We start from the raw sequence: 23,632 nt of genomic DNA, 5'->3' as shown, positions 1-23,632 counted from the left end.
TTAAAGAGTGTGGCGTAAGTCGGGATGCTCCGAGGATTAACACAGAGCGTGAATAATTGTAGTAATTGTTTGCGACTCAGGGTTAACCGGAGGAGAATGACTTACAGAACACGTTTAAAGTTCAACAATTCAAAAAAGGGGTTAGGGCAAAAGCAATCTTTGTCCCAATCCCTTTTTAAGTGTTTTCAGAAAAATGATTGACAATTAGTGAGACTCGTGTAAAATATTTTTAATAAAACGTAATAATTACGATTTAGAAAAGAGGAGAAAAAGATGCGTAAAAAAGGTTTGGAAATCATGGGGGGAATCTTACTGCTAATGCTATTAGTGGCTGGTTGTGGTCAGAGTACGAAAAAGGCGAGTGGGATTCAAGTTGTATCATCACTCGATTTTTATGGTGAGGCCGCACAAGCGGTTTTAGGTAATCAAGGTCACGTGACGTCGATTATCAATAGTCCCAGTTTAGATCCACATTCATACGAAGCAACAACCAATGATGCTAAACTCGTGGCTAAAGCGGATGTTGTGATTCAAAACGGGCTTGGTTACGACAGCTGGTTAAACAAAGTCGTTAAGAGTGCCCAACCAGATGACCAAACTGTGTTGACAGTCAGTCAATTAATGAAACAATCTAATGGCGCTAACGAACATTTATGGTATGATTTAAAGACGATGCCAACATTGACCAAGCGATTAGTGACTGAATTTAGCAAGCGCGATCCGAAACATAAGGCAACGTATCAGCAAAATGGTGCGGTGTATCTTAAAAAGTTAGCTTCGTTAGACGCACAACTCCAACAACTAAAGGCGCAGGCCAGAGGAAAACAAGTGGCTGTTAGTGAACCCGTTTTTGACTATGCATTGGCTGAAATGGGTTACAAAGTCGCTAACCAACACTTTGCCAAAGCAATTGAAGATGGGACCGATCCATCACCAAAAGATATTACAACGATGCGGGATTTAATTAAAACCCATCAGATTGCCTTTTTAGTGATTAATAAGCAAGAAGAAAGTCCCATTATTAAACAAATGCACGAACTAGCGGATAAAGAAGGGGTGCCAGTTGTACAAGTAACTGAAACACTACCCGCTAAAAAAACATATTTAACATGGATGCAACAGCAATTTGATGCAGTTAGAAAGGCTCAGGATTCAAAATGACAGAATTAGTGAATGCACAACATTTAGGGCTTGCCTTTAGTAATCGACAAGTACTAAAAGATCTCAGTTTTACGATCGAACGTGGTAGCATGACGAGTTTAATCGGTCCAAACGGGGTTGGTAAAACAACTTTGGTGCGCCTATTAATCGGTAATTTACAACCGACAGAAGGACAACTCGTTTTTAACCCGGATAAGCAAAAGCTAAACATCGGTTATGTGCCACAGTTTAGAAATTTAGAAGCTGAATATCCGTTGTCCATTCGTAGTTTTGTGAGTTTGAATCAACTTGATAGCCACTTACCGTGGAAATCGCGCAAAGAACGCCAAGCGCTTGATCAAATTTTAGAACAGACCCATCTAACCGCGTTGCAAAAGACGACCGTGGGGAATGCTTCTGGTGGTGAAAAGCAAAAGGCGTATTTAGCCCAAGCATTAATCAGTAAACCAGACTTGTTGATTTTAGACGAATCGACAGCGAGTTTGGATATTGAAACTAAAGAAGAAGTGATGGCCTTGGTTGCAGAGTTGAACCGGGAACATGGTTTGACGGTTATTTTTGTGACCCACGATTTAGAATTGGCCCGGAAATACACGGATCAATACCTATTTTTAAAACGAGGTCAATATGAAGCCGGACCAATGAGTCAGTTGGATCCCAATTTGGAATTAGATTAAAGCGGAGGATAAGCGAGTGTTAACTTTTGATTTTATGCGGCATGCCTTTGTCGCCAGTACTTTTATCGCAATTACCTGCGGTTTAATCGGGGTATTTGTTGTTGCGCGGAACATGTCATTTCTAGCGCATACCCTATCTGAAATTGGATTTGCCGGAGCCTCATTTGGGGTTTTCATGGGAATTGCACCATTGAATGGGATGTTATTGTTCACGTTACTCAGTTCAATCACGATTGGTCAGATGAGTGCCAAAGAATCACGGCGAGAAGCGTCGATTAGTGCGATTTCAAGTCTGTTTGTCGGTTTTGGGATTCTCTTTTTATCCCTTTCAAACCGAAATGCTAGTTATGCTACCAATATTTTATTTGGTTCGATTATTGGCATTAGCTTAGCAGATGTTTATCAATTAATCATCTTATCTGGGGCAATTATGATTGGGCTGTTGATCTTTTACCGGTACTTGGTATTTGATTCATATGATCCGATTGGCGCTCAAGCACAAGGTTTAAAGACCAACTTACTATCGATTTATTTCTTAATTTTATTGGCCGTCAGTGTCAGCATTGCTGCTCAGATTGTTGGGTCATTACTAGTATTCATCTTAGTGACGATTCCGGCGTTCATTGCTAAATATTTAGCGAAGAGCGTACCTGGAATGTTAGTAATCTCGGTTACCGCAGCGTTATTAGGGGTTTGGCTCGGGTTATGGCTTGGTTATCTAACGAACTGGCCAGTAACCTTCTTCATCGCCACGATTGAGTTTGGCTTTTACTTTATTGCATTGTTATATCATCGACGAATCAGCCGTTAAAAAAAGTTAACTGCGAAAAAATTTAGAAAGCATTCTATTCGTTTTTCTCGAATGGAATGCTATTTATTTGGCATTTACAAAGAAAACGCTTTTACAAAATGCTGTTTTGTAGGTACAATGTAATTAAACTTTTTTCAGAGGTGTTAGTAATGAGATTAGTACAACAATCTAGTTTGAGGCATCAACAGGTTCAAAAAATGATGTTGTCCCAGAGTATGCAACAATCAGTCATGATGTTACAACAGGACAACCTCAGTTTGCTAACATTTCTTAAAGAGAAAAGCATGGAAAATCCATTATTTGAGGTGCGTTCAAACATTGAGCGTTATTATGAAACAAGATTGATGAAAGAAAATTATCAAATTAAAGACGATTCCGAGTCGTTATTTGATGCGTTATTGACACAAGTAAGTCTGATTAATTGTGATGAGCATACGCGAAGTGTCGTTAGATATTTAATTCAACAACTTGATTCTAATGGTTATCTTGAATGTGACGAGCAAGAATTGATGGCAACCCTAGCGATAACGAAAGTGCAGTTTGATGATGGGTTGAAATTATTACAAAGTTTGGAGCCAATCGGTATTGGAGCACGCTCATTGCAAGAGAGTTTATTGATTCAACTGGCGGATAAACAGGATAATCAAACTGCAAAAAGAATACTGATAAAATGTTATTCCGAATTAATTAATAAGGAATGGGAAAAAATTCAGAAAAAGTTAAAGTTGAGTCAGCAAAATGTATTACAAGGTCTTCGCTTGATTCAGCAGTTAACACCGTATCCAGCCCAACAATATCAACAAGTAAGTACACCGTATATAGTACCTGAACTGATTGTTAAACGAGATGGACAAGCACTGAGTGTTCATCTAAATCAGGCTGGAAAAATACGGCTTATTTTTGATAATGAATCATACGAGCAAATTGTTAAAGATAATCACCAAGAAGTGAATGAGTATTTATATTTGAAGCAGCGCGAATACCAAGAATTAGAGGCTAGCCTAAAAAGACGTGGCGCGACGATTGAGCTAGTTGGGCGAAGTATCGTTGAAAGACAACATGCCTTTTTTACTCAGCAAAGTACGGTGCTTAAGCCGCTATTGCTAAAAGATTTAGCGAATAAATTAGAATTAAGTGAATCGACGATTAGTCGTGCGATTCGAGGAAAGTATGTACAAACGGAATTTGGGATATTTGAGTTATCTCGCTTTTTCGCTAAGAAGAGTTACGCAGCCAATCAAGTTAACGCGAATCTATCTGTTGATCAAGTTTTAATGTTGATTAGGACGTTGATTGAAGAAGAGGATAGTTCAAAACCGTTGAGTGATGAACGGCTCGTTCAGCTGTTAGCAGAGCGTCAGTTGGTGCTTGCGCGACGAACCGTTGCTAAATATAGAAAGCAATTGGGCATTCCGAATGCACATGGGCGTAAATTACTTAAGTTGGATGGAGGCGCGATATGAGTAATGTTGAAAAAGTACATGCATTATTAATAAAAGAAACACAGGTTTTTATCAAGCATTTTGATGTTGAATTAGCACCGACAACGCCATTATTATGTGACAAATTGGCGCTCGATAGAACTCAGTTAAGTAAAATTCTAAATGAACTTTATCAGAATAACGCCGTCATTAAGATTAATACGAGACCCGTTATTTATTTAAGTTTAGATACAAAGTTACAAAATAAGTTGACGGCAACTTTCACGGACCTTGCAACATTTAAAACAGCCTATAATAAGCTTAACGAAGTTAATCATCTACAGAAAATGATTGGTTGGAATGGTAGCCTACGGGAACCAATTGATCAAATGAAAGCAGGGCTGTTATATCCCAATCATGGATTACCGATTATTATATTTGGACCATCAGGAGTCGGTAAGAGTTTTTTTATTAAAGAGTCGTATCAATATGCTAAGCAACTTAAAGTAATAGAAGCTGAGGCGCCGTTAGTAGTGGTTAATTGTGCACAGTATGCAAATAATCCGGAACTGTTATCAAGTATATTATTTGGATATGTTAAAGGTGCGTTTACTGGGGCACAAGCTGATAAGCAAGGTGCTTTGGAGTCCGCGGATGGTGGTATATTATTTTTGGATGAAGTGCATAGATTGAGTGCTGAAGGGCAAGAAAAATTATTTACGTACTTAGACAATGGTTATTTTTCACCTTTAGGGAACGATGCAAAGAAAATTAGAGTAAATGTCAGATTAATGTTCGCTACAACAGCATCAAGAGATAATTTTTTGGAGACTTTTTTACGAAGGGTCCCGATTAAAATTGATTTACAGTCCTTGGAGAAAAGAGGGACGACTGAAAAACGTCAAATCATTGATAGTTTTCTTTATAAAGAAAGTAAACAAATTGATAAACCGATTGAGATTACGCGCAAGGCGTTGGCTTTTTTATATCAACATGAATATTCTGCTAATATTGGTGAAGCCAAGAACTTAGTAAAATATAGTGTGGCTAATGCGTATACGAAACACCTAGACAGTGAAATCGTCTCGGTTAATACGCATAATTTTCCACAGGCAATTTATCAACAACGTTCAACTGAGTTAGAGCAACGTATTTTTATTTACGGCGATAAGAAAGTGTTTGAGCCAACTGGAGAAGTTGATGCTAAGCAAAATGACATGATGACTGAGCATATTTCAAAGACATGGCATTATATCGAAAAGATGGCTTCGCAGAATATTTTAGTGCGCGATAAATACATTTCGATTATCAATAATATGATGGACTATTGGTATTTTTCGATTATAGAAGCAGACGATGTTATATTCAAATCAATCGTCAGAGAGGTTCAAAATATCTTCAAATTATTAAATTATGACGGTAAATTCTATAATAATCATAATTTAATATATGGGATTGCTTGTTATGTCTATTATATTTTGGATTCCAAGAATTACCGATTAAACTTAGAACAGATTAAAAACAAAGAATTGATTGCGTTATTTAACCCAGAGGAACGGTTTGTTGGTAAATTAGTGATATATATTCAGAAACAATTTGAAATTAATTTATCTGAGATGGATATTCTTTGGTTATCTATGTTGGTTGCAGGGTCGAAAGTTGCCAGTGATTTGATAGGCATTTCTGCGATTATTCTAGCACATGGGTATGCGACAGCCTCAAGTATTGCAGATACATGTAATCGCATGTTGCAATACCCAATTTATAATAGTGTCGATATGTTGCCGGATTCGACTTCGGATGAAATAGCAGAATCACTTAAATGTTTAATTCAAAATGTCGATCCGGTTGAAGGTTTAGTGATTATGATTGATATGGGGTCATTATCTAGTATCGCAGAGCAGGTGATTAAAGATTTAAGATGCGCAGTGTTGTTAATTGATCAAGTCAGCACACCGATTGCCTTAGAGATTGGTGAACAGATTCGTCAAAAGAAGAATATCGCTCAGATTAAGGAACATTATGAAAGAATGGATAATACGCCTAAGTTATTATTCCATGAGCCAGCAGATTCCAAGAAAAATGTGATTATTTCAACGTGCATGACGGGCTTGGGGGCCGCTGAGCAAGTTAAGACGTTATTGAATGATAGTTTTACTGGCATAATTGATGTGACAGTCTTATCTTGTGAGTTTGATTTACTAAAACGCCAAGGTGCTGAAGCTAAGATGGTTTCTGATTATAATATATTAGCTGTGATTGGGATTGATAATCCAGATATAAAGGGCATCCCTTATTTAGGATTAGAGGATATTATTTCGGGAACTAAAATTACAGAATTGCGCAATATTTTATTACAGATAGCTGATATCGAGCGGATAAAACAAGTTGAGCGCTTATTGATGAAGAACTTCTCGTTAACACGAATTATGGATACGTTGACAATTATTTCACCTAATAAAGTGATCAATGTTGTTGAATTGTTTATTGAAACTTTAATTAAAGCGGATCATCTTGAAATTAACAGTAAGGTCAAAATTTCTTTATACATCCACATTGCCAATATGATCGAGCGGATTATTCGAAAGGAACCAGTAGCATATCATAGTGGCACGAATCAGCAAATTGAGCGGGATACTATTTTTAGTGTGGTAAAAAAAGAAATTAGTGTGATTGAAGATGCCTTTATAATAAAAGTTGATGATGCGGAGATTGCCTATATATGTGACATTATTCGTAATTTAAAATAAGCATGCCAAAAGTTGGCATGCTTTTTGCTTATATAAAAGTGTAAGTATAGGAGGTGACCGACAATGAAAAAAATATTGATTGCAACGCATGGTGATCTAGCATTTTCATTGAAAAAAACAGTAGAACTAATCGCTGGTCCAACAGACGTAGAATGTTTTGGGATGACAAGTGATAAAACAGGGGAACAGGGGAAACGAGAGTTAAATGCAATTATTGATCGATACCAAAAAGATGAATTACTTGTATTAACAGACCTTTTTGGTGGAAGCCCAGCTAATATTTGTACTGAGCTCTTGTTAAGAGGCGCTGATTTTAAATTAATTTCAGGTGTTAATTTACCGATGCTACTCACGTTACTCACCCTGGATATTGAAAGCATGTCCATGCAAGAAGTAATCGATAAGATAATTAATTCTGGTAATGAAGGCATTATTAATATCAACAGTATTTTAACGAAGGGAGATCCAATATTATGATTCAGTTAGTTAGAATTGATGATCGATTAGTCCATGGACAAGTTGCGATTGGATGGACATCATCAGTAGGTGCAAACACAATATTAGTAGTAAACGACGAGGCACAACAAGATAAAATCAAAGCTATGGCACTCGACTTGGCTAAACCAAGTGGTGTAAAGATGTATATTCGTTCCGTAGCTGAAGCTGGAGAGATTGTACCGAAGTTTGCGGAATCCAAGAAATCGCAAGTATTGATTTTAGTTAAGACAACAGATGATGCACTAGCTTTAATTGAAAACTCGGCTGGGACAGTTAAAACATTGAATGTCGGTGGCCTACGATTTGAAGAAGGTAAGCAAAAATTAAATGATTTTATTGCGGTATCCGAAAAGGATGTCGAGAATTTTAAAAAAATTGAAGCAATGGGTGTTGAATTAGATTTTAGAATGTTACCGCGAGATAAACAGTTGGGCTTTTCTGATTTAGTAAAAGGACGGTGATTATGATGACGCAAGCTTTATTGATAGGGCTTATTGCGGGGATGGGTATTTTAGATGAACGAATTTTTGGAGTCACACTATTTGGCCGACCAATTGTATTGAGTGTATTTGTTGGATTGGCATTAGGGGATATTAAACAAGGGATTATCATCGGCGCTCAGTTAGAACTTGTGTGGATGGGGATTGCTGGCATCGGTGCTTCGACACCGCCAGATTATGTGACTGGGGGGGTCATTGGGACTGCACTAGCAATTATTTCCCAAAAAGGGCTGGGTGTCGCGTTGGCAATTGCCGTGCCAGTTGCCGTGTTAGCTTCCTTCCTAGGCGTATTAGTTCGAATTGTTAATCTGTATTTTGCACACAAAGCAGAATATTATGCAGAACACGCTAATTTCAAAGGATTAAACATAACGATGTGGGTGCCAGTTGGCTTATTCTTCCTAAGTACTTTTTTCCCAGCTTTTCTTGCGATTTTATTAGGTGCATCGAAGATCAATCTGTTATTGGATATGGTCCCTAAGACTATTTTAGACGGTCTGACAATTGCGGGGAATTTATTACCAGCAATTGGATTTGCATTATTATTGGACATGCTTTTTTCAAAGAAAATGTTTGTCTTTTTTTTCTTAGGATTTTTACTAGCGTCTTATTTGAAGATCGATGTAACCGCCGTCGCTTTAATTGGTACTTGTCTAGCAATCATTATTAGTTTATTTACAGGCAAGAATGATGCTGGAGATAACAACCAATCTGGTGGGAACCAGGCTGTTGATTCTTTAACGGAAGGGGAGATTGATTTTGAGTAATTCAATTACAAAAAAAGAACTGCGTTCAATTTTTTGGCGTTCATTCGCTTTGCAAGGTGCATTTAACTACGAAAAAATGCAAAACATTGGTTATGCATGGTCGATGATTCCGGTGATTAGGAAGTTGTATCAACGAGAAGAAGACCAAGCAGCTGCATTAAAACGACATTTAGCTATCTATAACTCAACGCCGTGCGTAACACCGATGATTATGGGGATTAGTGCAGCGATGGAAGAACAAAATGCAAATGCACCAGAACGGTTTGATGCAAGTTCTATTAATGCTGTTAAAGCAGCATTAATGGCACCGATTGCGGGAATTGGCGATTCGTTATTTTGGGGCACGTTTAGAGTGATTGCAGCTGGTGTTGGGATTTCCTTAGCTAAACAAGGCAATATGCTAGGCCCAATTTTATTTTTAGCCCTATATAATATCCCGAATTTCTTAGTTAGAGGTTACGGCTTGAAGTATGGTTATAAAGTCGGTGTTAGTTCTTTAGAAAGAATTCAACGTGAAGGCTTAATGGATCGAATTATGTCGATTGTTACTATTATTGGGATGATGGTTGTCGGTAGTATGGTGGCAACAATGTTAACGGTTAAAACACCATTGGCTTTTAGTATGACTGGTGCAACGGTGAAATTACAAAGTATCTTGAATCAAATTATGCCAAACCTACTACCGATTACGTTTACCTTGCTTATTTTCTGGCTTATTCGTAAAAAGGTAAGTATTTCATGGCTGACCATTGGTATTTTAATTATGGGAATTGTGTTGCATGTATTACATGTTTTATAAAAAAGGAGTGGAAAATATGAATTCAATTCAACAATATATTCAAGAAACACCAAAACAATTAACCAAATTAATGGCAGGTGCGGATGATCTATTCAAAAAGATTAGCCAAGTAGCCATTAAACGTATTATTATCACAGGGTCAGGGACGAGTTATCATTCAGGTTTAGAAATGGCTGAAGTAATGCGCCAAAAGAGTGGTTTAGCAGTTGAAGCAATCTATCCATTTATGTTAACGAATGAATTTTTAAATAATGTTGGTGCTGACACACTAGTAATTGGTATCTCACAAGGTGGAAGTAGTTTTACAACCTACGAAGCAATGGGACGTGCGAAAGAAAAAGGATGTCTCATCGCTACAATGGCAGGGGAAGAGAATGCTTATATCGATGGCTTAGCAGACTATGTTCTCACTGTTAATATTGGCGAAGAAACAGCTGGTGCCAAGACTAAGGGGTACTATGCAACGAAGCTGAACTTGTTACTATTGGCGGAGTATCTCGGACTTGCTAGTGGTCATATTTCAAAAGCAACATTTGATCAAGATTTACAATCGATTGAAAAGATTCTGGTTGAGTTTCCTAAGGCATATCAAAGTGCTGAAAAATGGTTAGACGAAAATAAGGCTAAACTTGCTAAGGCGAAGGAAATCAGAATTGTTGGTCCCGCTAATTTATATGGCGATACATTAGAATCAGCGTTAAAAATATTAGAGACATGTCGAATTCCAGTTACCGGCTATGAATTTGATGAATTTATCCATGGTATTTACAATGCCATCAATGAAGATTCAACTGTAATCTTCTTCGATGATGGTAGTGAACCACGGCTACAAAGAATGGTAGAAGTACTAGGCGAATGGACAAATGAATTATATGTGGTCGGCATGGAGAAATCGGACAAACAACAACAGCTAGGATATGCGGTTGACGTCGACAAACAATTTGAAACATTTATCTACCCAATCGCATTGCAACTAGTTGCTGCTGTATTACCGGTAGTGAATGGCTATGATCCAAGTAGTCCCAAAGATCCACAATTCCATATGAAGTTACAAAGTAAGAAATTTAATCACTAATCCTTAAAACAAAAAAATGTTATCAATATCTTAACGATGTTGATAACATTTTTTGATTTAAAATAGTTTGTTAATTAAATGTTGCCAATAATGTTTCTAATTGATCTAGCCGTTCTTCAAAAACAGCAAAAGCGCGTTCAAGATAGTCAGCGTTTGTCATGTCGACGCCGGCTTGTTGCATAATTTCAATTGGGTAAGCTGAGCTCCCCGCTTTTAAGTAATCTAGGTAGTGTTCAAGAGCGCCGGGCTGGTTGGTGCTAATACCGTCAGCGAGAGTCGTTGCAGCAGCAAAGCCGGTTGCGTATTGGTAAACATAATAGTTCATGTAGAAATGGGGAATCCGGGTCCATTCGAGGGCAATCTGTGGATCGTTAACGACGGCAGGTCCGTAGTAGCGGCGATTAATGTCCGCATATTGTTGTGACATGAACTCGGCAGTTAGTGGCTGACCATTGGCAGCGGCAGCGTGCATCGCATGTTCGAACTCAGCGAATTGCGTTTGCCGGAAAACAGTGCCTTTAAAACCATCCAAATAGTAGTTCAATAGATAGGCCTGGACCTGAGGATCAGACTGGGTTTGCAATAAATATTCCGTTAAGAGATTTTCATTGGTTGTTGACGCAATTTCGGCCACGAAAATGGGATAGTCGCCATAAACATAATCTTGAGTCTGACGGGTGAAGGCACTGTGGACACTATGCCCCGTTTCATGGACTAATGTGTATAAGTTGTTTAAATCATCTTGCCAGTTTAATAAAATGAAGGGGTTGGTGTCATAAGCGCCACCAGAATAGGCGCCACTCCGTTTCCCTTGATTTTCACAAACATCGATTAAGCGGTCATCAAAAATATGGGTAACTTGTTTGGCGTAATCGGGTCCTAGGATCGACAACGCCTCTTTGGCAGTTGCTTGCGCCTGCTCATAAGTGTAGATTAATGCGGGTTTTCCTAGAAGTGGTGTGTAGAGATCAAACATGTGTAACTCAGATAAATTCAGTTGCTTTTTGCGTAATTCAGTATAGCGATGTAAAAGTGGTAAGTGTTGGTTCACTTGATCAACTAAGGTTGTATAGACAGCTTCTGGAATCGCTTTGGGCGCAAGTGCTGCTTGGCGTGCACTATCGTAGTGATGGACTTGAGCTAAGTAATTGTGACCTTTAATTTCAGTGGCAAGCGTCGTCGCAAATGTATTTTTGAATTGGCCATAGGTTTTGTAAAGTGCTTCGAAGGCTGCTTGGCGGACGGATCGGTTGGTTGATTGCAAAAGTTGGCTGTAGACCCCGTCTGAAAGCTGCAACGTTTGCCCGTTTTCGTCAGTCACTTCTGGGAATTGTAAATCCGAGTTGTCTAAGACGCTGAAGGTTTGACTAGCAGCACTGAAGATATCACCGGCAGCAGCTAACAAGGCTTCTTCTTGCCCAGATAAGACATGGTCTCGACTATCAGTAATGGTTTGAATGAAATGGCTGTAAACTGCTAAAGTTGGTGTCTTAGCAAGCCAATCTGCTAATTGCCCAGCTGGAATAGCAAGAATCGCAGGCTCTAAAAAGGCCGCTGCTGCTGAAACTTCGGCAGCCAGTGCGTCAACTTGAGCCTGGTAGCCTTGATAAGTTGCGTTAGCAGTATCCTGATCATTTTTCATGCTAGCATAAACGTAAATTATTTCGAGTTGGCGGAAAGTGGCTAAGATTTGTTTGATTGTAGCGACTAATTGATCAGCCGATTCAAACGGACGATCAAGTGTTTTGAGTGTGGGTAATTGCGTTTTAACTTTCTTAAAGGCTACTTCAAAAGCTGCATCATTTTTGAAAATCGTGGTTAAGTCCCATGTGAGCTTTTCTGGAACAGCATCGCGGGTGGGGAGTTGTTGAGTTGACATATGAAACCTCCATAATTAAGACTAATTGCTTATATTTTAGCATAAAAGCGATTAGGAAAGTGTTGTTCAACAATTGAAGGAATTATTAAAATTGTGTAACTTTTCTTAAAAGGCGTTGTTTGAAATGATAATTCCGCTATAATAGCAACATAACATTATGAATACCGGTATGATACATAATAGAAGGGAAACACCTATGCAGAATTCTAAATTTTTCGGATCTCGAGAAGCAAACTACAAAAAAGTTAAAAAGCATCGCACGATGAAAGTTTTGATACTCATTCTAACGCTAGTCCTCTTCGGTGGTGGCGCATATGCATTACGCATCAGTAATCAAGTGAAGTCTGCAGCGAATAAAATTTATAAACCAAATGCGACTAAAAAAGCCGCTAAAACGATTAAACATAAAAAACCATTCTCTATTTTATTACTCGGAGTGGATACTGGTGCTGAGGGCCGGGTTGATAAAGGAAATTCCGATACAATGATTGTGGCGACAGTCAATCCAGATAAAGAGCAGGTCAAGTTGGTCAGTATTCCTCGGGATACGCTAGCGCAATTACAAGGCGCAGAGAAGTTCGACATGCAAAAAATCAATGCTGCCTATAATGTTGGTGGCTCTGATATGGCAATGTCGACGGTTGAAAAGATGTTCGATGTCCCAATTGATTACTATGTCACGGTTAACATGGGGGGCTTATCGAAGATTGTTGACGCTGTCGGTGGCGTTGATGTTGACGTACCATTTACGTTCGAATGGAACGGGAGCGAGTTTACTAAGGGCAAGATGCATCTGAAAGGAAAAGCCGCTTTAGACTACTCACGAATGCGTTACGATGATCCAGAAGGCGATTATGGCCGTCAAAAACGGCAAAAACAAGTTATCACGTCGATGATTAATTCTGCAGTCTCGCTTAAATCTTTGACCAACTTTGAATCTATCTTAGACTCCTTGTCAGATAGTGTTGCCACTAACCTCAGTTTTGATGACATGGTAGCGATTCAAGAAAATTATCGAAAGGCAGCTAAATCAATTGAGTCTGATGTTTTAACTGGACGTAATGCTGATATTGATGGTAGTTCGTATCAGATTCCAACCAATGAAGAAATCCAACGCGTTTCAGATGTCTTGAGAATGTCACTGGGATTAGAGAAAACAACGATTAACAACGCAGAAACCAAACAAAACGATTTGAATACCAACTTTACAGGTGAAGAAAATCATCAAGAGTTTACGGTTTATTCTGAAAGTGTCATGAATGGTGAAAAGAGTGCTGCAACGACGACGCAAAGTAACTATGGCTACTCGAACAGTGCAACTTATAGTGGTAACAACGATTACAGTAACACGACCAATACTTGGCAAACGCAACAGTCTACAAATCAGTGGAATGCGGGCTATTAAAAATGAATGGAAAAGCGGTCCTTTGCAAAAGGGGACCGCTTTTTTTGTGGACTAATTTAGTTGCGTTTAACAAGTGATTATTTATGTAATTAGGGGGTGAACAATAGTTTACATTTACAAGGGGGAACGGTATTATTTAAAGCGGTACGAAAAAGACAAATGAAGGATGTGGCGTGTCGTGTATTTGCTTGTAAATGTTGTTGGATTACTGATTTTTATTGGAGTCGGCTTTCTGTTCTCAAAGAAAAAGAAAGAAATCGATTGGCGCTCCGTCTTAATCATGTTAGTGATTAACTTAGTGCTTGCTTGGTTTTTAACGAGTTTTTCAATCGGGCGGGATATTGTTTTAGGTGCAGCAAACGGCTTTAACTGGTTAGTGCAAGTTGCCTATACTGGGATTGCTTTTGCACTACCAAGTTGGGTCAATGTGAAACAAATGGATTTCGTTGCTAGCGTGTTATTACCAATCTTGATGATTATCCCATTATTCGATATCTTAACGTATATCGGGGTCTTGCCTTGGGTGATTAAATGGTTAGGCCGTGGGTTAGCTAAGATTACGGGACAACCAAAGTTTGAATCATTCTTTGCAGTTGAAATGATGTTTTTAGGCAATACCGAAGCATTAGCTGTTTCAAGCTTACAATTGAAACAAATGAAAGCAGAACGAACATTAACACTTGCGATGATGTCAATGAGCTGTGTGACAGCTTCCATCATCGGCGCATATACACAAATGATGCCGGGCCAATTTATTTTAACGGCGATTCCGGTCAACATTATTAACGCTATTATTGTCACCAATATTTTAAACCCAGTGAAAGTCACACCCGAAGAAGATACGATTGCTAAAATGGGTGGGAGTGGTTCCGCAGCTGTTGAAGCAACCGAAATGGTTGAAGGCAAAGTGGAACGTGAACCATTCTTCTCATTCTTAGGTGATTCAATCTTAAATGCTGGTAAATTAGTTTTAATTATCACGGCAAACGTCATCGCCTTTGTTGCGTTGGCTGCCTTGATCGACAAGGTGCTTCAATTAGTGAACCCTTGGATTACCCTTGAACATTTACTTGGAATCGTGATGTTCCCATTCGCATGGTTAATGGGACTTGATGTGCACCACGCTTTTGAATTTGCACAATTCATGGGGACGAAGTTGGTGACCAACGAATTCGTTGTCATGGGTAAAGTCCAACATTCAATCGGGAGCTTCGCACCACATTACCAAGCTGTCTTAACGGTCTTCGTGACATCATTTGCCAACTTCTCAACAGTCGGCATGATCATTGGCGCCTTCAAAGGCCTTGTGGACCGTGAAAAGAACGACATGATTGCCAAAAACGTCGGCTACATGTTGCTATCAGGAATCTTAGTATCACTTCTTTCAGCAGCAACTGTGGGATTGTTTGTATGGTAATTTAAGACCAAATAGCATTAAGTATTTGAACGGTTGGAGCGCAAGGGATGATACCCGAAACGCCGCAATTAATTTAATTAATAATAAATTCTTGACAGATAAAATACCTTGTGATATATTGTGGTCATTATAATAAAAGTAGCCATCGATAAAGTATTTAATTTTACAATCAATTGCAGAGAGAGTAACCTAGCTGAAAGTTACTTATTGATTATCAGTTGTGACAGCTTTTGAGGCTTGGATGAAAATCCCGCTAGCAGATAGCGTTAACAACAGCTGAAATTAAAGGTGGTACCGTGCATAAAGCACCCTTGTCGAAAGACGAGGGTGCTTTTTTTATTTATAATAAATTGTATATAGAGGGGAATGTTGGGTATGAAAACAAGAACGAGAACAACGTATTGTGGATTAGTAGGAGAAGAATTAATCAATAAAGAAGTTATTTTACATGGTTGGGTTCAAAATAAACGTAACTTCGGGAATTTAATCTTTGTTGATTTAAGAGACCGTGAAGGAATTGTTCAATTAGTGTTTAATCAAGACACTGATGCAGCAATCTTCCAATTAGCAAGTGAATTAAAGAGCGAATATGTTGTTGAAATCCAAGGAACCGTAATGGCTCGTGATACAGCAACTGTTAACCCAGACATGAAGACTGGGAAGATTGAAGTCATCGTGAATGACTTAGTTGTTTTAAATAAGTCAGAGGCACTCCCATTTGAAATTTCAGATAACAACACGGCATCTGAAGATGTTAAATTAAAATATCGTTATTTAGATCTTAGAAGACCAGAAATGCAAAAAGCCATTAGAACTCGTTCAGCGATCACACGGGCAGTGCATAGTTACTATGATAATCATGGCTATTTAGATATTGAAACACCTGATTTAACAAGTTCAACGCCGGAAGGGGCCCGTGATTACTTGGTACCTTCACGGGTTTACCCAGGTAGCTTTTATGCATTACCACAATCACCCCAATTATTTAAACAATTATTAATGGCCGCTGGATTTGATAAATATTATCAAATTGCTCGTTGCTTTAGAGATGAAGATTTACGTGGTGACCGGCAACCAGAATTTACACAGATTGATATTGAAACAACTTTCTTATCAGATGTTGAAATTCAAACTGAAACAGAAGGTCTGTTCAAACAAGTTATGAAGGATGTAAAAGGCATCGATGTCCAAACACCATTCCCTCGTTTGAAATGGCAAGATGCAATGGATAAATACGGCTCAGACAAACCAGACTTACGGTTTGGTATGGAAATCCAAGATATTTCAGAAGTTGTCAAAGACTCTGAATTCAAGCCATTTGCTGAAGCAGCGGGTGAAGGACAATTTGTCCGAGCCATTGTTGTGAATCATGCGGCCGCTAAATACTCACGTAAAGATTTAGACGCTCAACAAAAATATATCGAACGGTATGGTGCCAAATCATTATTATGGGCTAAATACAATGATGATGAATTAAAGGGTGCGGCAGCCAAAGGCTTAGCAGATGTTAAAGAAGCATTAGTTGAACGCTTAAATTTAACCGATGATGACTTAATTTTAATTGTTGCAGGTAAATTCCAAGTTGTTTGTGATAGCTTAGGCTACTTGCGGAAACAATTTGCCAAAGAAATGGACATGATTGACAAGAATCGATATGCTTATGCATGGATTGTGGACTGGCCATTATTTGAATATGATGAAGGCTTTGGCAAATGGATTGCAGCTCACCATCCATTCACCCGTCCAAGAGATGAAGATATTCCATTGTTAGATACTGATCCGCATAAGGCACATGCGATTTCATACGATATCATCTTAAACGGTTATGAATTGGGCGGCGGTTCACTTCGTATCTTTGATCCAGATGTTCAACGTAAAATGTTATCCGTATTAGGGGTCTCACCAGAAAAAGCCCAAGAACGCTTTGGTCATTTATTAAATGCCATGAAATTTGGTTTCCCACCATCAGGCGGTATCGCAATCGGATTAGATCGTTTTGCGATGTTACTTGCCGGTCGTGACAATATTCGTGACGTGATTGCTTTCCCTAAGAATTCACGGGCAACAGAACCAATGACCAATGCACCAAGTGAAGTTACAAAAGAACAATTAGACGAATTAGGCATTGAAGTTATTCCTCAAAATAAAAACTAAATAATGTGTTAAAAAAGCATTATGCAACCGCAAAGGAGAATTTGAATGGAAGATATGTTTACAATTCTAGGTGGTATGGGGACGGCAGCAACCGAAACCTTTGTTCATATGATTGATGAACTAACCCCCGCCGAAAAAGATCAAGACTATCTGAATTATATCGTTTTTAATCACGCAACGATTCCTGACAGAACGGCCTACATTCTTGGTAATAGCACGGAAAATCCATTACCAATTATGTTAAAAGACGTTCAACAAATGAATTTATTAGCACCAAAATTCATGATCATGACGTGCAACACGGCCCATTATTTTTACGATGAATTACAAGCCGCCGCTGATTTTGATATTATCCACATGCCAAGAGAAACGGTTAAACACATGAAAAAAAATATTCCGGGCCTCAAGAAAATTGGCGTTTTAAGCACAACTGGCACACGACAAGCAGGTATTTATCAAAAAGCCATTGAGAATTTTGGCCTTGAAAGTGTGGTTCCAAATCAAGAAATTCAAGATGCGACCATGAGCTTGATCTATGATGACATCAAAGCAACTGGTAAATTTAGTCACGAAAAGTACAAGCATATCGTCGATACGATGTTGAATGATTATGATTGTGATGCGGTCATCTTGGGCTGTACTGAATTGAGTGTGGCACAAGAAGAATATCCATTGTATACCGAAAAAGTGATTGATCCGATGAAGGTTGTGAGTCAAAATATCGTTGATGGGTTGTACAACTAAAGTAGCACGCGATTATCGTGAAGGTTAATTAGGTAATAGCGCAGGTTAAATTTTAATAAACATTAAGGGGTTATCAGCTACACATCTAGCTAAAATGTTATACTTAATAACGTTAAAAACTGATATAGAAGGTGAATAGCATGCAAGCAAATGGCAAAAATTTCACCCCCATTTTATTGGGGAGCGACTTTAACGTCTACGGTATGGCGCGGTCATTTTATGAAATGTATCATGAACCAGTAAAGGCCTATGCAAGTAAGGAATTAGCACCTACTCGTTTTACAAAAATTGTCGATCTAGAAATTTTACCAGGTTTTAGTGAAGATCCAGGCTTTATCACTGAAATGCGTCGATTGAAAGAGGTTTATCGTGACAGCGATGGCCCTGTAATTTTAATTGGCTGTGGTGATGGCTATGCGAGTTTAATTTCAGAACATAAAGCTGAATTGGAAGACGTTTTCGTTTGTCCATACATCGATCATAAGTTATTAGAAGATTTAACTTATAAAGAAACGTTCTATGAAATTTGTGAAAAGTATGGCTTACCTTATCCTAAGACGCAAATTATTACGAAACAAATGGTTGAAGAAAATAAAGTTGAACAACCATTTGAATATCCAGTGGCTTTAAAACCAGCTGATTCAGTAGAATGGCTTGATGTTCAATTTGAAGGTCGTAAAAAAGCTTTCACCATTAAAACGGAAGCTGAATTCCAAGATATCATGAAAAAAGTTTATGATAATGGCTACCAATCAGATATGATTTTACAAGACTTCATTCCTGGTGACGACAGTCGAATGCACGTAATTAACATCTACGTTGATCAATATCATAAGGTTAAAATGATGTGTTTGGGCCATCCATTGTTGGAAGATCCGGCACCAGCGGCTATCGGAAATTACGTGGCAATCTTGCCAGAGTATAACGAACAAATTTATCAACAAATTCAGAAGTTCCTCGAAGATATTGAATACACTGGGTATGCCAACTTGGATATGAAATACGATGAACGGGATCATACTTATAAATTGTTTGATATCAATTTACGCATGGGGCGAAGCAGTTTCTTTGTTACCTTGAATGGTTACAACTTAGCTCAATGGGTTGTTAAAGATTATGTTACCAAAGATCTTAAAGACCAGCCGGTTGTTTGGGCCAACAAAGACGATGAAAATCCAGCTCTTTGGATGGGTGTTTCAGCGGATGTTTTTGAAAAATATGCACGTAATAACGAAGAAAAAACCAAAGCGATGGCACTCATTAAGCGAAAACGTTATGGAACAACCTTTGAATACAGCAAGGATATGAATTTTAGACGCTGGCTATTAATCAAGTGGATGTTGCATAATTACCGGAAGAATTTCAATAAATTTTTCAAAGAAAACAAAGAATAATCAAAAAGCGGTGAACTGTAATGAACAGTTCACCGCTTTTTGCTGTTTTAAAATTATATTAAGTAAATATTACATTTGTAATATTAGACTGATAATTATTAAAAAATCTCATAATAAAACGGATTAAATGAGAAAAAATTATCTTTAGATAAGAAATTTGAATAAATTATTTCTTTCGAGTGTTGGTCTATGTTAAAATAAATTTGTAAGCGGTTGATACTGTACTAGTTGATACTGTACTAAGTACTAAATAAACAAAAAGGTGGAAGAATAATGGAATCATTAGATATTGAACAATTAAAAGGTATGTCGAACTTTGAAGTTGCTGCCCTTTTCTTGGAAAATTCAGAAAAAAACACAATGCACAATACACCAATTAACGTTGGTCGTGGGAACCCTAACTGGATTAACACACGTGCGCGTTTAGCATTTAACAAAATTGTTGAATTCGGTATTGACGAATCAGCAAAAACAATTGACGAAGCTGATGGCGATATGGCTGGCTATGTTGAAAAAGAAGGCATCGCACAACGTCTTCATGATTATTTAGATGCAAACGACAAAACTGATAAATTTATCTTAGATTTCTTAGCATATACAGAAAATAATATGCACTTAAACCAAGATGATTTAGTTCATGAATTTGTTGATGGCGCTATTGGTAACCATTATCCAGTTCCATCAAGAAGTCTTGTTAATGTTGAAAAAATCTTGAACAAGTATCTTGAAGTATCACTTTATAATGGCGAAAAATTAGCCGATCATACCAATGTTTTCCCTACTGAAGGGGGGACAGCAGCTATGGTTTACTTATTCAACGAATTGAAAATCAGTCACATCTTAGAAGCTGGTGACACGATTGCAATCAATATACCAATCTTCACACCATATTTACAAATTCCTGAATTAAGTGAATTCAAATTAAAAGAATTTGATGTTAGCTCAGTTGAAGATGATAACTGGCAAATGCTAGATGCTAAATTTGAAGAATTGAAAGATCCTTCAGTTAAAGCATTCTTCGTTGTTAACCCAACTAACCCAACATCACGTGCCTTTAGCCAACATGCTTTAGACAAAATCAAGGAAGTTGTTGCAGCTAACCCAGAAATTATCATTATTACTGATGATGTTTATGGCACATTTGTTAATAATTTCCAAACAATTTACTCAGTAGCACCAAAGAATACTTTATTAGTTTACTCATATTCAAAACTTTATGGTGCAACAGGCCACCGTCTAGGCCTAATTGCAACTCACGAAGATAACGTCTTTGACGAAATCATCGCTAAACGGACTGCTGAAAACGCCGCAATCAAAGAAGAATTTGAAAAACGTTATTCATTAGTAGTAGCTAACCCATTAGACATGAAGTTCATCGACAGAACTGTTGCTGATAGTCGTGAAATCGGCTTGTATCATACTTCAGGTCTTTCAACACCACAACAAGTCTTAATGACATTGTTCAGTTTAACGCACTTAATCCATGAAGGCGAAAAAGATCCATACATCGAAGCTTCTAAGAAAGTTGTTGACGTTCGCTACAACACATTCTGGAAATCAATGGGTATGGAAGGCGATCATTCAGCTGAAAATGCAGAATATTATACAGTATTTAATATTTATGAACTTGCTGAAAAGAAATATGGCAAAGACTTCCGTGATTACTTCGAAAATAACTTTAGCTACCTTGAATTTGAAGGCGAATTGGCCGGCAAATATGGTGTTGTCGTTATGGACGGCGCTGGTATGGGTACTGAAGAAGGCTACTTACGAATATCATTGGCTAACCAACCAGCTGAAAACTATGCAATTACAGGTAAACGGATTGCTGAATTATTAGCTGAATACTATGATAAATTCCAACAAAAATAAAAAATAATATAATATTAAGGTGGTTTTAAACGATGAATGCAATTGGTAATTTCCTTGTGGGAACTCCTGTCTTTGCTATTTTCATTTGTTTGGCATTAGGTTATTTGTTAGGTAAGTTGAAAATTGGTTCATTTAAACTTGGCGCAACCGTCGGTGTTTTGATTGTTGCTTTATTAATTGGCCAATTAGGTGTCTTCACCCGTGATACACTTTTAGGTGATATCTTCTTCGACTTCTTTATGTTTGCAATTGGTTACCGTGTTGGGCCTACCTTCATCTCAAGTATGAAGAAATTTGGGGCCAAGATTGTTTATGCGACATTAATTTTCTTAGTATCAGCGTTTATCGTTGCATACGCATGTTTCAAAATGTTCCACATCGGACCCGGAATTGCAGCTGGGATTATTGCTGGTGGATTAACACAATCTGCTGTTATTGGTAGTTCTTTAGAAACAATTTCTAAATTGCAAATTTCAGATCATTTGAAGACTTTATACTCAAACCAAATTCCAATCGTATATGCTTTAACATATGTTTTTGGGACTATCGGGGTTTTAATCTTCTTACGTGATATTATGCCAAAATTAATGCACATCGATTTAAAGAAACAAGCTGTTAAAACAGCCAAGGAATTGGATATGATTCCTGTGCCTGTTATCGTTGCTAGCACGCATTTCTACACAATTAACGATGGTTCATCATTAATTGGTCAAACCTTAGGTACTGTTAACACTAAATTTGCTAAAGGTTTAGTAGCAGCTGGCTTGAATGATTCTGCTGATATGGCATCAGTTATTAATGCCGGCGATATTCTTGCAATTAGTGGTGGGATTGATGAAATCGGTCGTGCTGTGCAAGAATTTAACTTGCTTGAAGTAACTGGTAAGACAAAAGCTTATGTTTCAAAACAAGTTGTCTTGAAGAAGAACTTTTCTGCTGACGTTCTAAAAAACGCTCAAGACAAAGGGGTTTTAGTGGCGACATTGGCCGGTGACGTAATGGATCCAGCACAGTTCAGTACTTTAAAACCTGCTGAAAGTGTAACATTAGTTGGTCAAAAAGACGTCGTTAGTGAAGTCCAAAGCCAATTAGGTCGTCTCCGTGCTGCTGAGAATATTATTAACTATTCATGGTTTGCACTTGGGATTGCTTTGAGTGCTGCCCTTGGGATAGTTGGAACTAAAGTTAGTGGTGTGCCAATCGCCTTAGGTGGTGGGACTGCTAGTTTAATCGTCGGTTTAGTACAAAGTATTTACCGTGATAAACATGCTCATATGGACACGATTCCTGATAGTTTATTGGAATTCTTCCAAAGTATTGGTTTGAACTTATTTATCGCTACGGTTGGTTTATCAGCTGCTAAGACATTTATTAGCGCTATCCAATCAATGGGAATCTCTGTATTATTAATTGGTGCAGTAATTTCTATCTTGCCACATATCATTACTTTCGTAATTTGTTACTATTTAATGAAAATGGAACCCATCTCAATTATTGGGGCACAAACTGGTGCTGATACATTGTCAGCTGCTTTGAATGATATCTCAGAACGTGTTGGTTCTGATGCTAGCCCATTCTTTGCCGCTGCAGTTGCACCTGCATATGCTATTGGTAATATTTTCTTAACCTTAATGGGACCAATCTTTATCGTGTTACTTAGCAAATAAGTAATTTAAAAAAACCGTGAAAATTTATATTTTCACGGTTTTTTTGTCTTGAATTATCAAATTAAGTGCAACACTTTCTGATGAAAAATCGCGTATGGTGTTTTCCGGTCTAAAAATTTTCTAGGTCTCTTATTTAGTTTTTCTGTCTATTCACGAAGATAGTCATCATCCAGCGGCTGTCTTTACAAACATCATTTTACAAGATTTTAATTATGAGTTTTTTGTTGCGCTTAAAGTGTAAATTCAAGGTAAATGGTAGATTGTAAAATTAATCCGAACGCTGTTCGGACAAAAAAGATCAGCTTCCTTTAAAATGGTGTTTACCACAAACCCATCTTTTAGGAGCTGATCTTTTGTCTAGTATAACCTATTCCGAACGAATTAAAATCGAAACCTTTTGTGAACTAGGGCTGTCCAATATCCAAATGGGCGTTCGGCTGAACCGATCACCGTCAACAATTTCTTATGAATTATCTCGATGTCAACCTTATCAGACTGAATTAGCACAAACAGATGCCGAATACAAGCGATCACGATGTGGTCGGAAAACTAAGCTGAGCGATGAGTTAAAGCAAAAAATTCTCAACCATTTACGTCTAAGCTGGTCACCAGGAATGATTGCTCACGAATTTAAACTAGCT

Annotated in this window: 19 protein-coding genes; 18 read left to right on the top strand and 1 reads right to left on the bottom strand. The window is 38.0% G+C overall.

Going from position 1 to position 23,632, the window contains the following annotated elements:
- Positions 1-273: 273 nt before the first annotated feature.
- The 10 genes from ACF1X7_RS06655 to ACF1X7_RS06610 all read left to right on the top strand — a co-directional run bounded on the left by ACF1X7_RS06655 (position 274) and on the right by ACF1X7_RS06610 (position 10,459).
- Positions 274-1,161 (top strand): metal ABC transporter solute-binding protein, Zn/Mn family, encoded by an 888-nt coding sequence (locus ACF1X7_RS06655; RefSeq protein WP_411162579.1) that lies wholly within the window; start codon positions 274-276, stop codon positions 1,159-1,161.
- Complete coding sequence (locus ACF1X7_RS06650) at positions 1,158-1,838, top strand: metal ABC transporter ATP-binding protein (RefSeq protein ID WP_004265149.1); 681 nt, start codon at positions 1,158-1,160, stop codon at positions 1,836-1,838. Before ACF1X7_RS06655 ends, ACF1X7_RS06650 begins: the two co-directional genes overlap by 4 nt.
- A 34-nt stretch (positions 1,839-1,872) precedes the next feature.
- On the top strand, positions 1,873-2,649 hold the full coding sequence (locus ACF1X7_RS06645) for a metal ABC transporter permease (RefSeq protein ID WP_411162593.1): 777 nt from the start codon (positions 1,873-1,875) through the stop codon (positions 2,647-2,649).
- A 149-nt stretch (positions 2,650-2,798) separates the two neighbouring features.
- Positions 2,799-4,112: an RNA polymerase factor sigma-54 gene (gene rpoN, locus ACF1X7_RS06640; RefSeq protein WP_265678651.1), complete on the top strand. Its 1,314-nt coding sequence runs from the start codon at positions 2,799-2,801 to the stop codon at positions 4,110-4,112.
- Positions 4,109-6,820, top strand: a complete 2,712-nt coding sequence (locus ACF1X7_RS06635) for a sigma 54-interacting transcriptional regulator (protein WP_265678650.1) — start codon at positions 4,109-4,111, stop codon at positions 6,818-6,820. Before rpoN ends, ACF1X7_RS06635 begins: the two co-directional genes overlap by 4 nt.
- A 63-nt stretch (positions 6,821-6,883) precedes the next feature.
- The gene (locus ACF1X7_RS06630; RefSeq protein WP_265678649.1) at positions 6,884-7,297 is read left to right on the top strand and encodes a PTS sugar transporter subunit IIA; all 414 of its coding nucleotides are present in this window, start codon (positions 6,884-6,886) and stop codon (positions 7,295-7,297) included.
- The gene (locus tag ACF1X7_RS06625) at positions 7,294-7,779 is read left to right on the top strand and encodes a PTS sugar transporter subunit IIB (RefSeq protein ID WP_265678648.1); all 486 of its coding nucleotides are present in this window, start codon (positions 7,294-7,296) and stop codon (positions 7,777-7,779) included. The genes ACF1X7_RS06630 and ACF1X7_RS06625 overlap by 4 nt, the downstream gene beginning before the upstream one ends.
- A gap of 2 nt (positions 7,780-7,781) precedes the next feature.
- The gene (locus ACF1X7_RS06620) at positions 7,782-8,585 is read left to right on the top strand and encodes a PTS mannose/fructose/sorbose/N-acetylgalactosamine transporter subunit IIC (protein ID WP_265678647.1); all 804 of its coding nucleotides are present in this window, start codon (positions 7,782-7,784) and stop codon (positions 8,583-8,585) included.
- Entirely contained in the window at positions 8,578-9,384 is an 807-nt protein-coding gene (locus ACF1X7_RS06615; RefSeq protein ID WP_265678646.1) for a PTS system mannose/fructose/sorbose family transporter subunit IID, read from the top strand. The genes ACF1X7_RS06620 and ACF1X7_RS06615 overlap by 8 nt, the downstream gene beginning before the upstream one ends.
- A 16-nt stretch (positions 9,385-9,400) precedes the next feature.
- Positions 9,401-10,459 (top strand): SIS domain-containing protein, encoded by a 1,059-nt coding sequence (locus ACF1X7_RS06610; protein ID WP_265678645.1) that lies wholly within the window; start codon positions 9,401-9,403, stop codon positions 10,457-10,459.
- 70 nt (positions 10,460-10,529) lie between these two features.
- Here ACF1X7_RS06610 and pepF read toward each other — a convergent pair whose 3' ends face one another.
- Positions 10,530-12,338, bottom strand: coding sequence for an oligoendopeptidase F (pepF, locus tag ACF1X7_RS06605; protein WP_411162578.1), 1,809 nt, complete (start codon positions 12,336-12,338; stop codon positions 10,530-10,532).
- 196 nt (positions 12,339-12,534) lie between these two features.
- Here pepF and ACF1X7_RS06600 point away from each other — a divergent pair, with 196 nt between their 5' ends.
- The 8 genes from ACF1X7_RS06600 to ACF1X7_RS06565 all read left to right on the top strand — a co-directional run.
- Positions 12,535-13,743 carry an LCP family protein gene (locus ACF1X7_RS06600; protein ID WP_411162577.1) on the top strand — a complete coding sequence of 403 codons (1,209 nt, stop codon included), beginning with the start codon at positions 12,535-12,537 and terminating at the stop codon, positions 13,741-13,743.
- Positions 13,744-13,921: 178 nt separating this feature from the next.
- A complete protein-coding gene (locus ACF1X7_RS06595) occupies positions 13,922-15,160 on the top strand; it encodes a NupC/NupG family nucleoside CNT transporter (RefSeq protein WP_080752751.1) in 1,239 nt (412 codons plus the stop codon).
- Between the two features lie 375 nt (positions 15,161-15,535).
- Positions 15,536-17,314: an aspartate--tRNA ligase gene (aspS, locus tag ACF1X7_RS06590; RefSeq protein WP_221276755.1), complete on the top strand. Its 1,779-nt coding sequence runs from the start codon at positions 15,536-15,538 to the stop codon at positions 17,312-17,314.
- A 45-nt stretch (positions 17,315-17,359) separates the two neighbouring features.
- Positions 17,360-18,058: an aspartate/glutamate racemase family protein gene (locus tag ACF1X7_RS06585; RefSeq protein ID WP_126133149.1), complete on the top strand. Its 699-nt coding sequence runs from the start codon at positions 17,360-17,362 to the stop codon at positions 18,056-18,058.
- A 140-nt stretch (positions 18,059-18,198) separates the two neighbouring features.
- The gene (locus ACF1X7_RS06580; protein ID WP_126133150.1) at positions 18,199-19,452 is read left to right on the top strand and encodes a carboxylate--amine ligase; all 1,254 of its coding nucleotides are present in this window, start codon (positions 18,199-18,201) and stop codon (positions 19,450-19,452) included.
- 273 nt (positions 19,453-19,725) lie between these two features.
- Positions 19,726-21,324, top strand: a complete 1,599-nt coding sequence (locus ACF1X7_RS06575) for a bifunctional aspartate transaminase/aspartate 4-decarboxylase (RefSeq protein ID WP_411162576.1) — start codon at positions 19,726-19,728, stop codon at positions 21,322-21,324.
- Positions 21,325-21,356: 32 nt separating this feature from the next.
- Positions 21,357-22,991 (top strand): aspartate-alanine antiporter, encoded by a 1,635-nt coding sequence (aspT, locus tag ACF1X7_RS06570; RefSeq protein WP_411162575.1) that lies wholly within the window; start codon positions 21,357-21,359, stop codon positions 22,989-22,991.
- A 353-nt stretch (positions 22,992-23,344) separates the two neighbouring features.
- Positions 23,345-23,632: transposase (locus tag ACF1X7_RS06565; protein ID WP_411162574.1), on the top strand; the 288-nt coding region annotated here is incomplete at its 3' end.

It is taken from the genome of Latilactobacillus sp. VITA-14, assembly GCF_046580785.1.
Taxonomy (GTDB): domain Bacteria; phylum Bacillota; class Bacilli; order Lactobacillales; family Lactobacillaceae; genus Latilactobacillus; species Latilactobacillus curvatus.
This window is presented reverse-complemented; position numbering and strand designations above follow the sequence as displayed.

Coding starts and splice junctions, on each gene's coding strand:
- ACF1X7_RS06620 (WP_265678647.1), top strand. CDS start 7,782: ATGATGACGCAAGCTTTATTGATAGGGCTTATTGCGGGGATGGGTATT.
- aspS (WP_221276755.1), top strand. CDS start 15,536: ATGAAAACAAGAACGAGAACAACGTATTGTGGATTAGTAGGAGAAGAA.
- ACF1X7_RS06625 (WP_265678648.1), top strand. CDS start 7,294: ATGATTCAGTTAGTTAGAATTGATGATCGATTAGTCCATGGACAAGTT.
- ACF1X7_RS06645 (WP_411162593.1), top strand. CDS start 1,873: ATGCGGCATGCCTTTGTCGCCAGTACTTTTATCGCAATTACCTGCGGT.
- ACF1X7_RS06600 (WP_411162577.1), top strand. CDS start 12,535: ATGCAGAATTCTAAATTTTTCGGATCTCGAGAAGCAAACTACAAAAAA.
- ACF1X7_RS06575 (WP_411162576.1), top strand. CDS start 19,726: ATGGAATCATTAGATATTGAACAATTAAAAGGTATGTCGAACTTTGAA.
- aspT (WP_411162575.1), top strand. CDS start 21,357: ATGAATGCAATTGGTAATTTCCTTGTGGGAACTCCTGTCTTTGCTATT.
- ACF1X7_RS06630 (WP_265678649.1), top strand. CDS start 6,884: ATGAAAAAAATATTGATTGCAACGCATGGTGATCTAGCATTTTCATTG.
- ACF1X7_RS06585 (WP_126133149.1), top strand. CDS start 17,360: ATGGAAGATATGTTTACAATTCTAGGTGGTATGGGGACGGCAGCAACC.
- ACF1X7_RS06610 (WP_265678645.1), top strand. CDS start 9,401: ATGAATTCAATTCAACAATATATTCAAGAAACACCAAAACAATTAACC.
- rpoN (WP_265678651.1), top strand. CDS start 2,799: ATGAGATTAGTACAACAATCTAGTTTGAGGCATCAACAGGTTCAAAAA.
- pepF (WP_411162578.1), bottom strand. CDS start 12,338: ATGTCAACTCAACAACTCCCCACCCGCGATGCTGTTCCAGAAAAGCTC.
- ACF1X7_RS06580 (WP_126133150.1), top strand. CDS start 18,199: ATGCAAGCAAATGGCAAAAATTTCACCCCCATTTTATTGGGGAGCGAC.
- ACF1X7_RS06655 (WP_411162579.1), top strand. CDS start 274: ATGCGTAAAAAAGGTTTGGAAATCATGGGGGGAATCTTACTGCTAATG.
- ACF1X7_RS06635 (WP_265678650.1), top strand. CDS start 4,109: ATGAGTAATGTTGAAAAAGTACATGCATTATTAATAAAAGAAACACAG.
- ACF1X7_RS06650 (WP_004265149.1), top strand. CDS start 1,158: ATGACAGAATTAGTGAATGCACAACATTTAGGGCTTGCCTTTAGTAAT.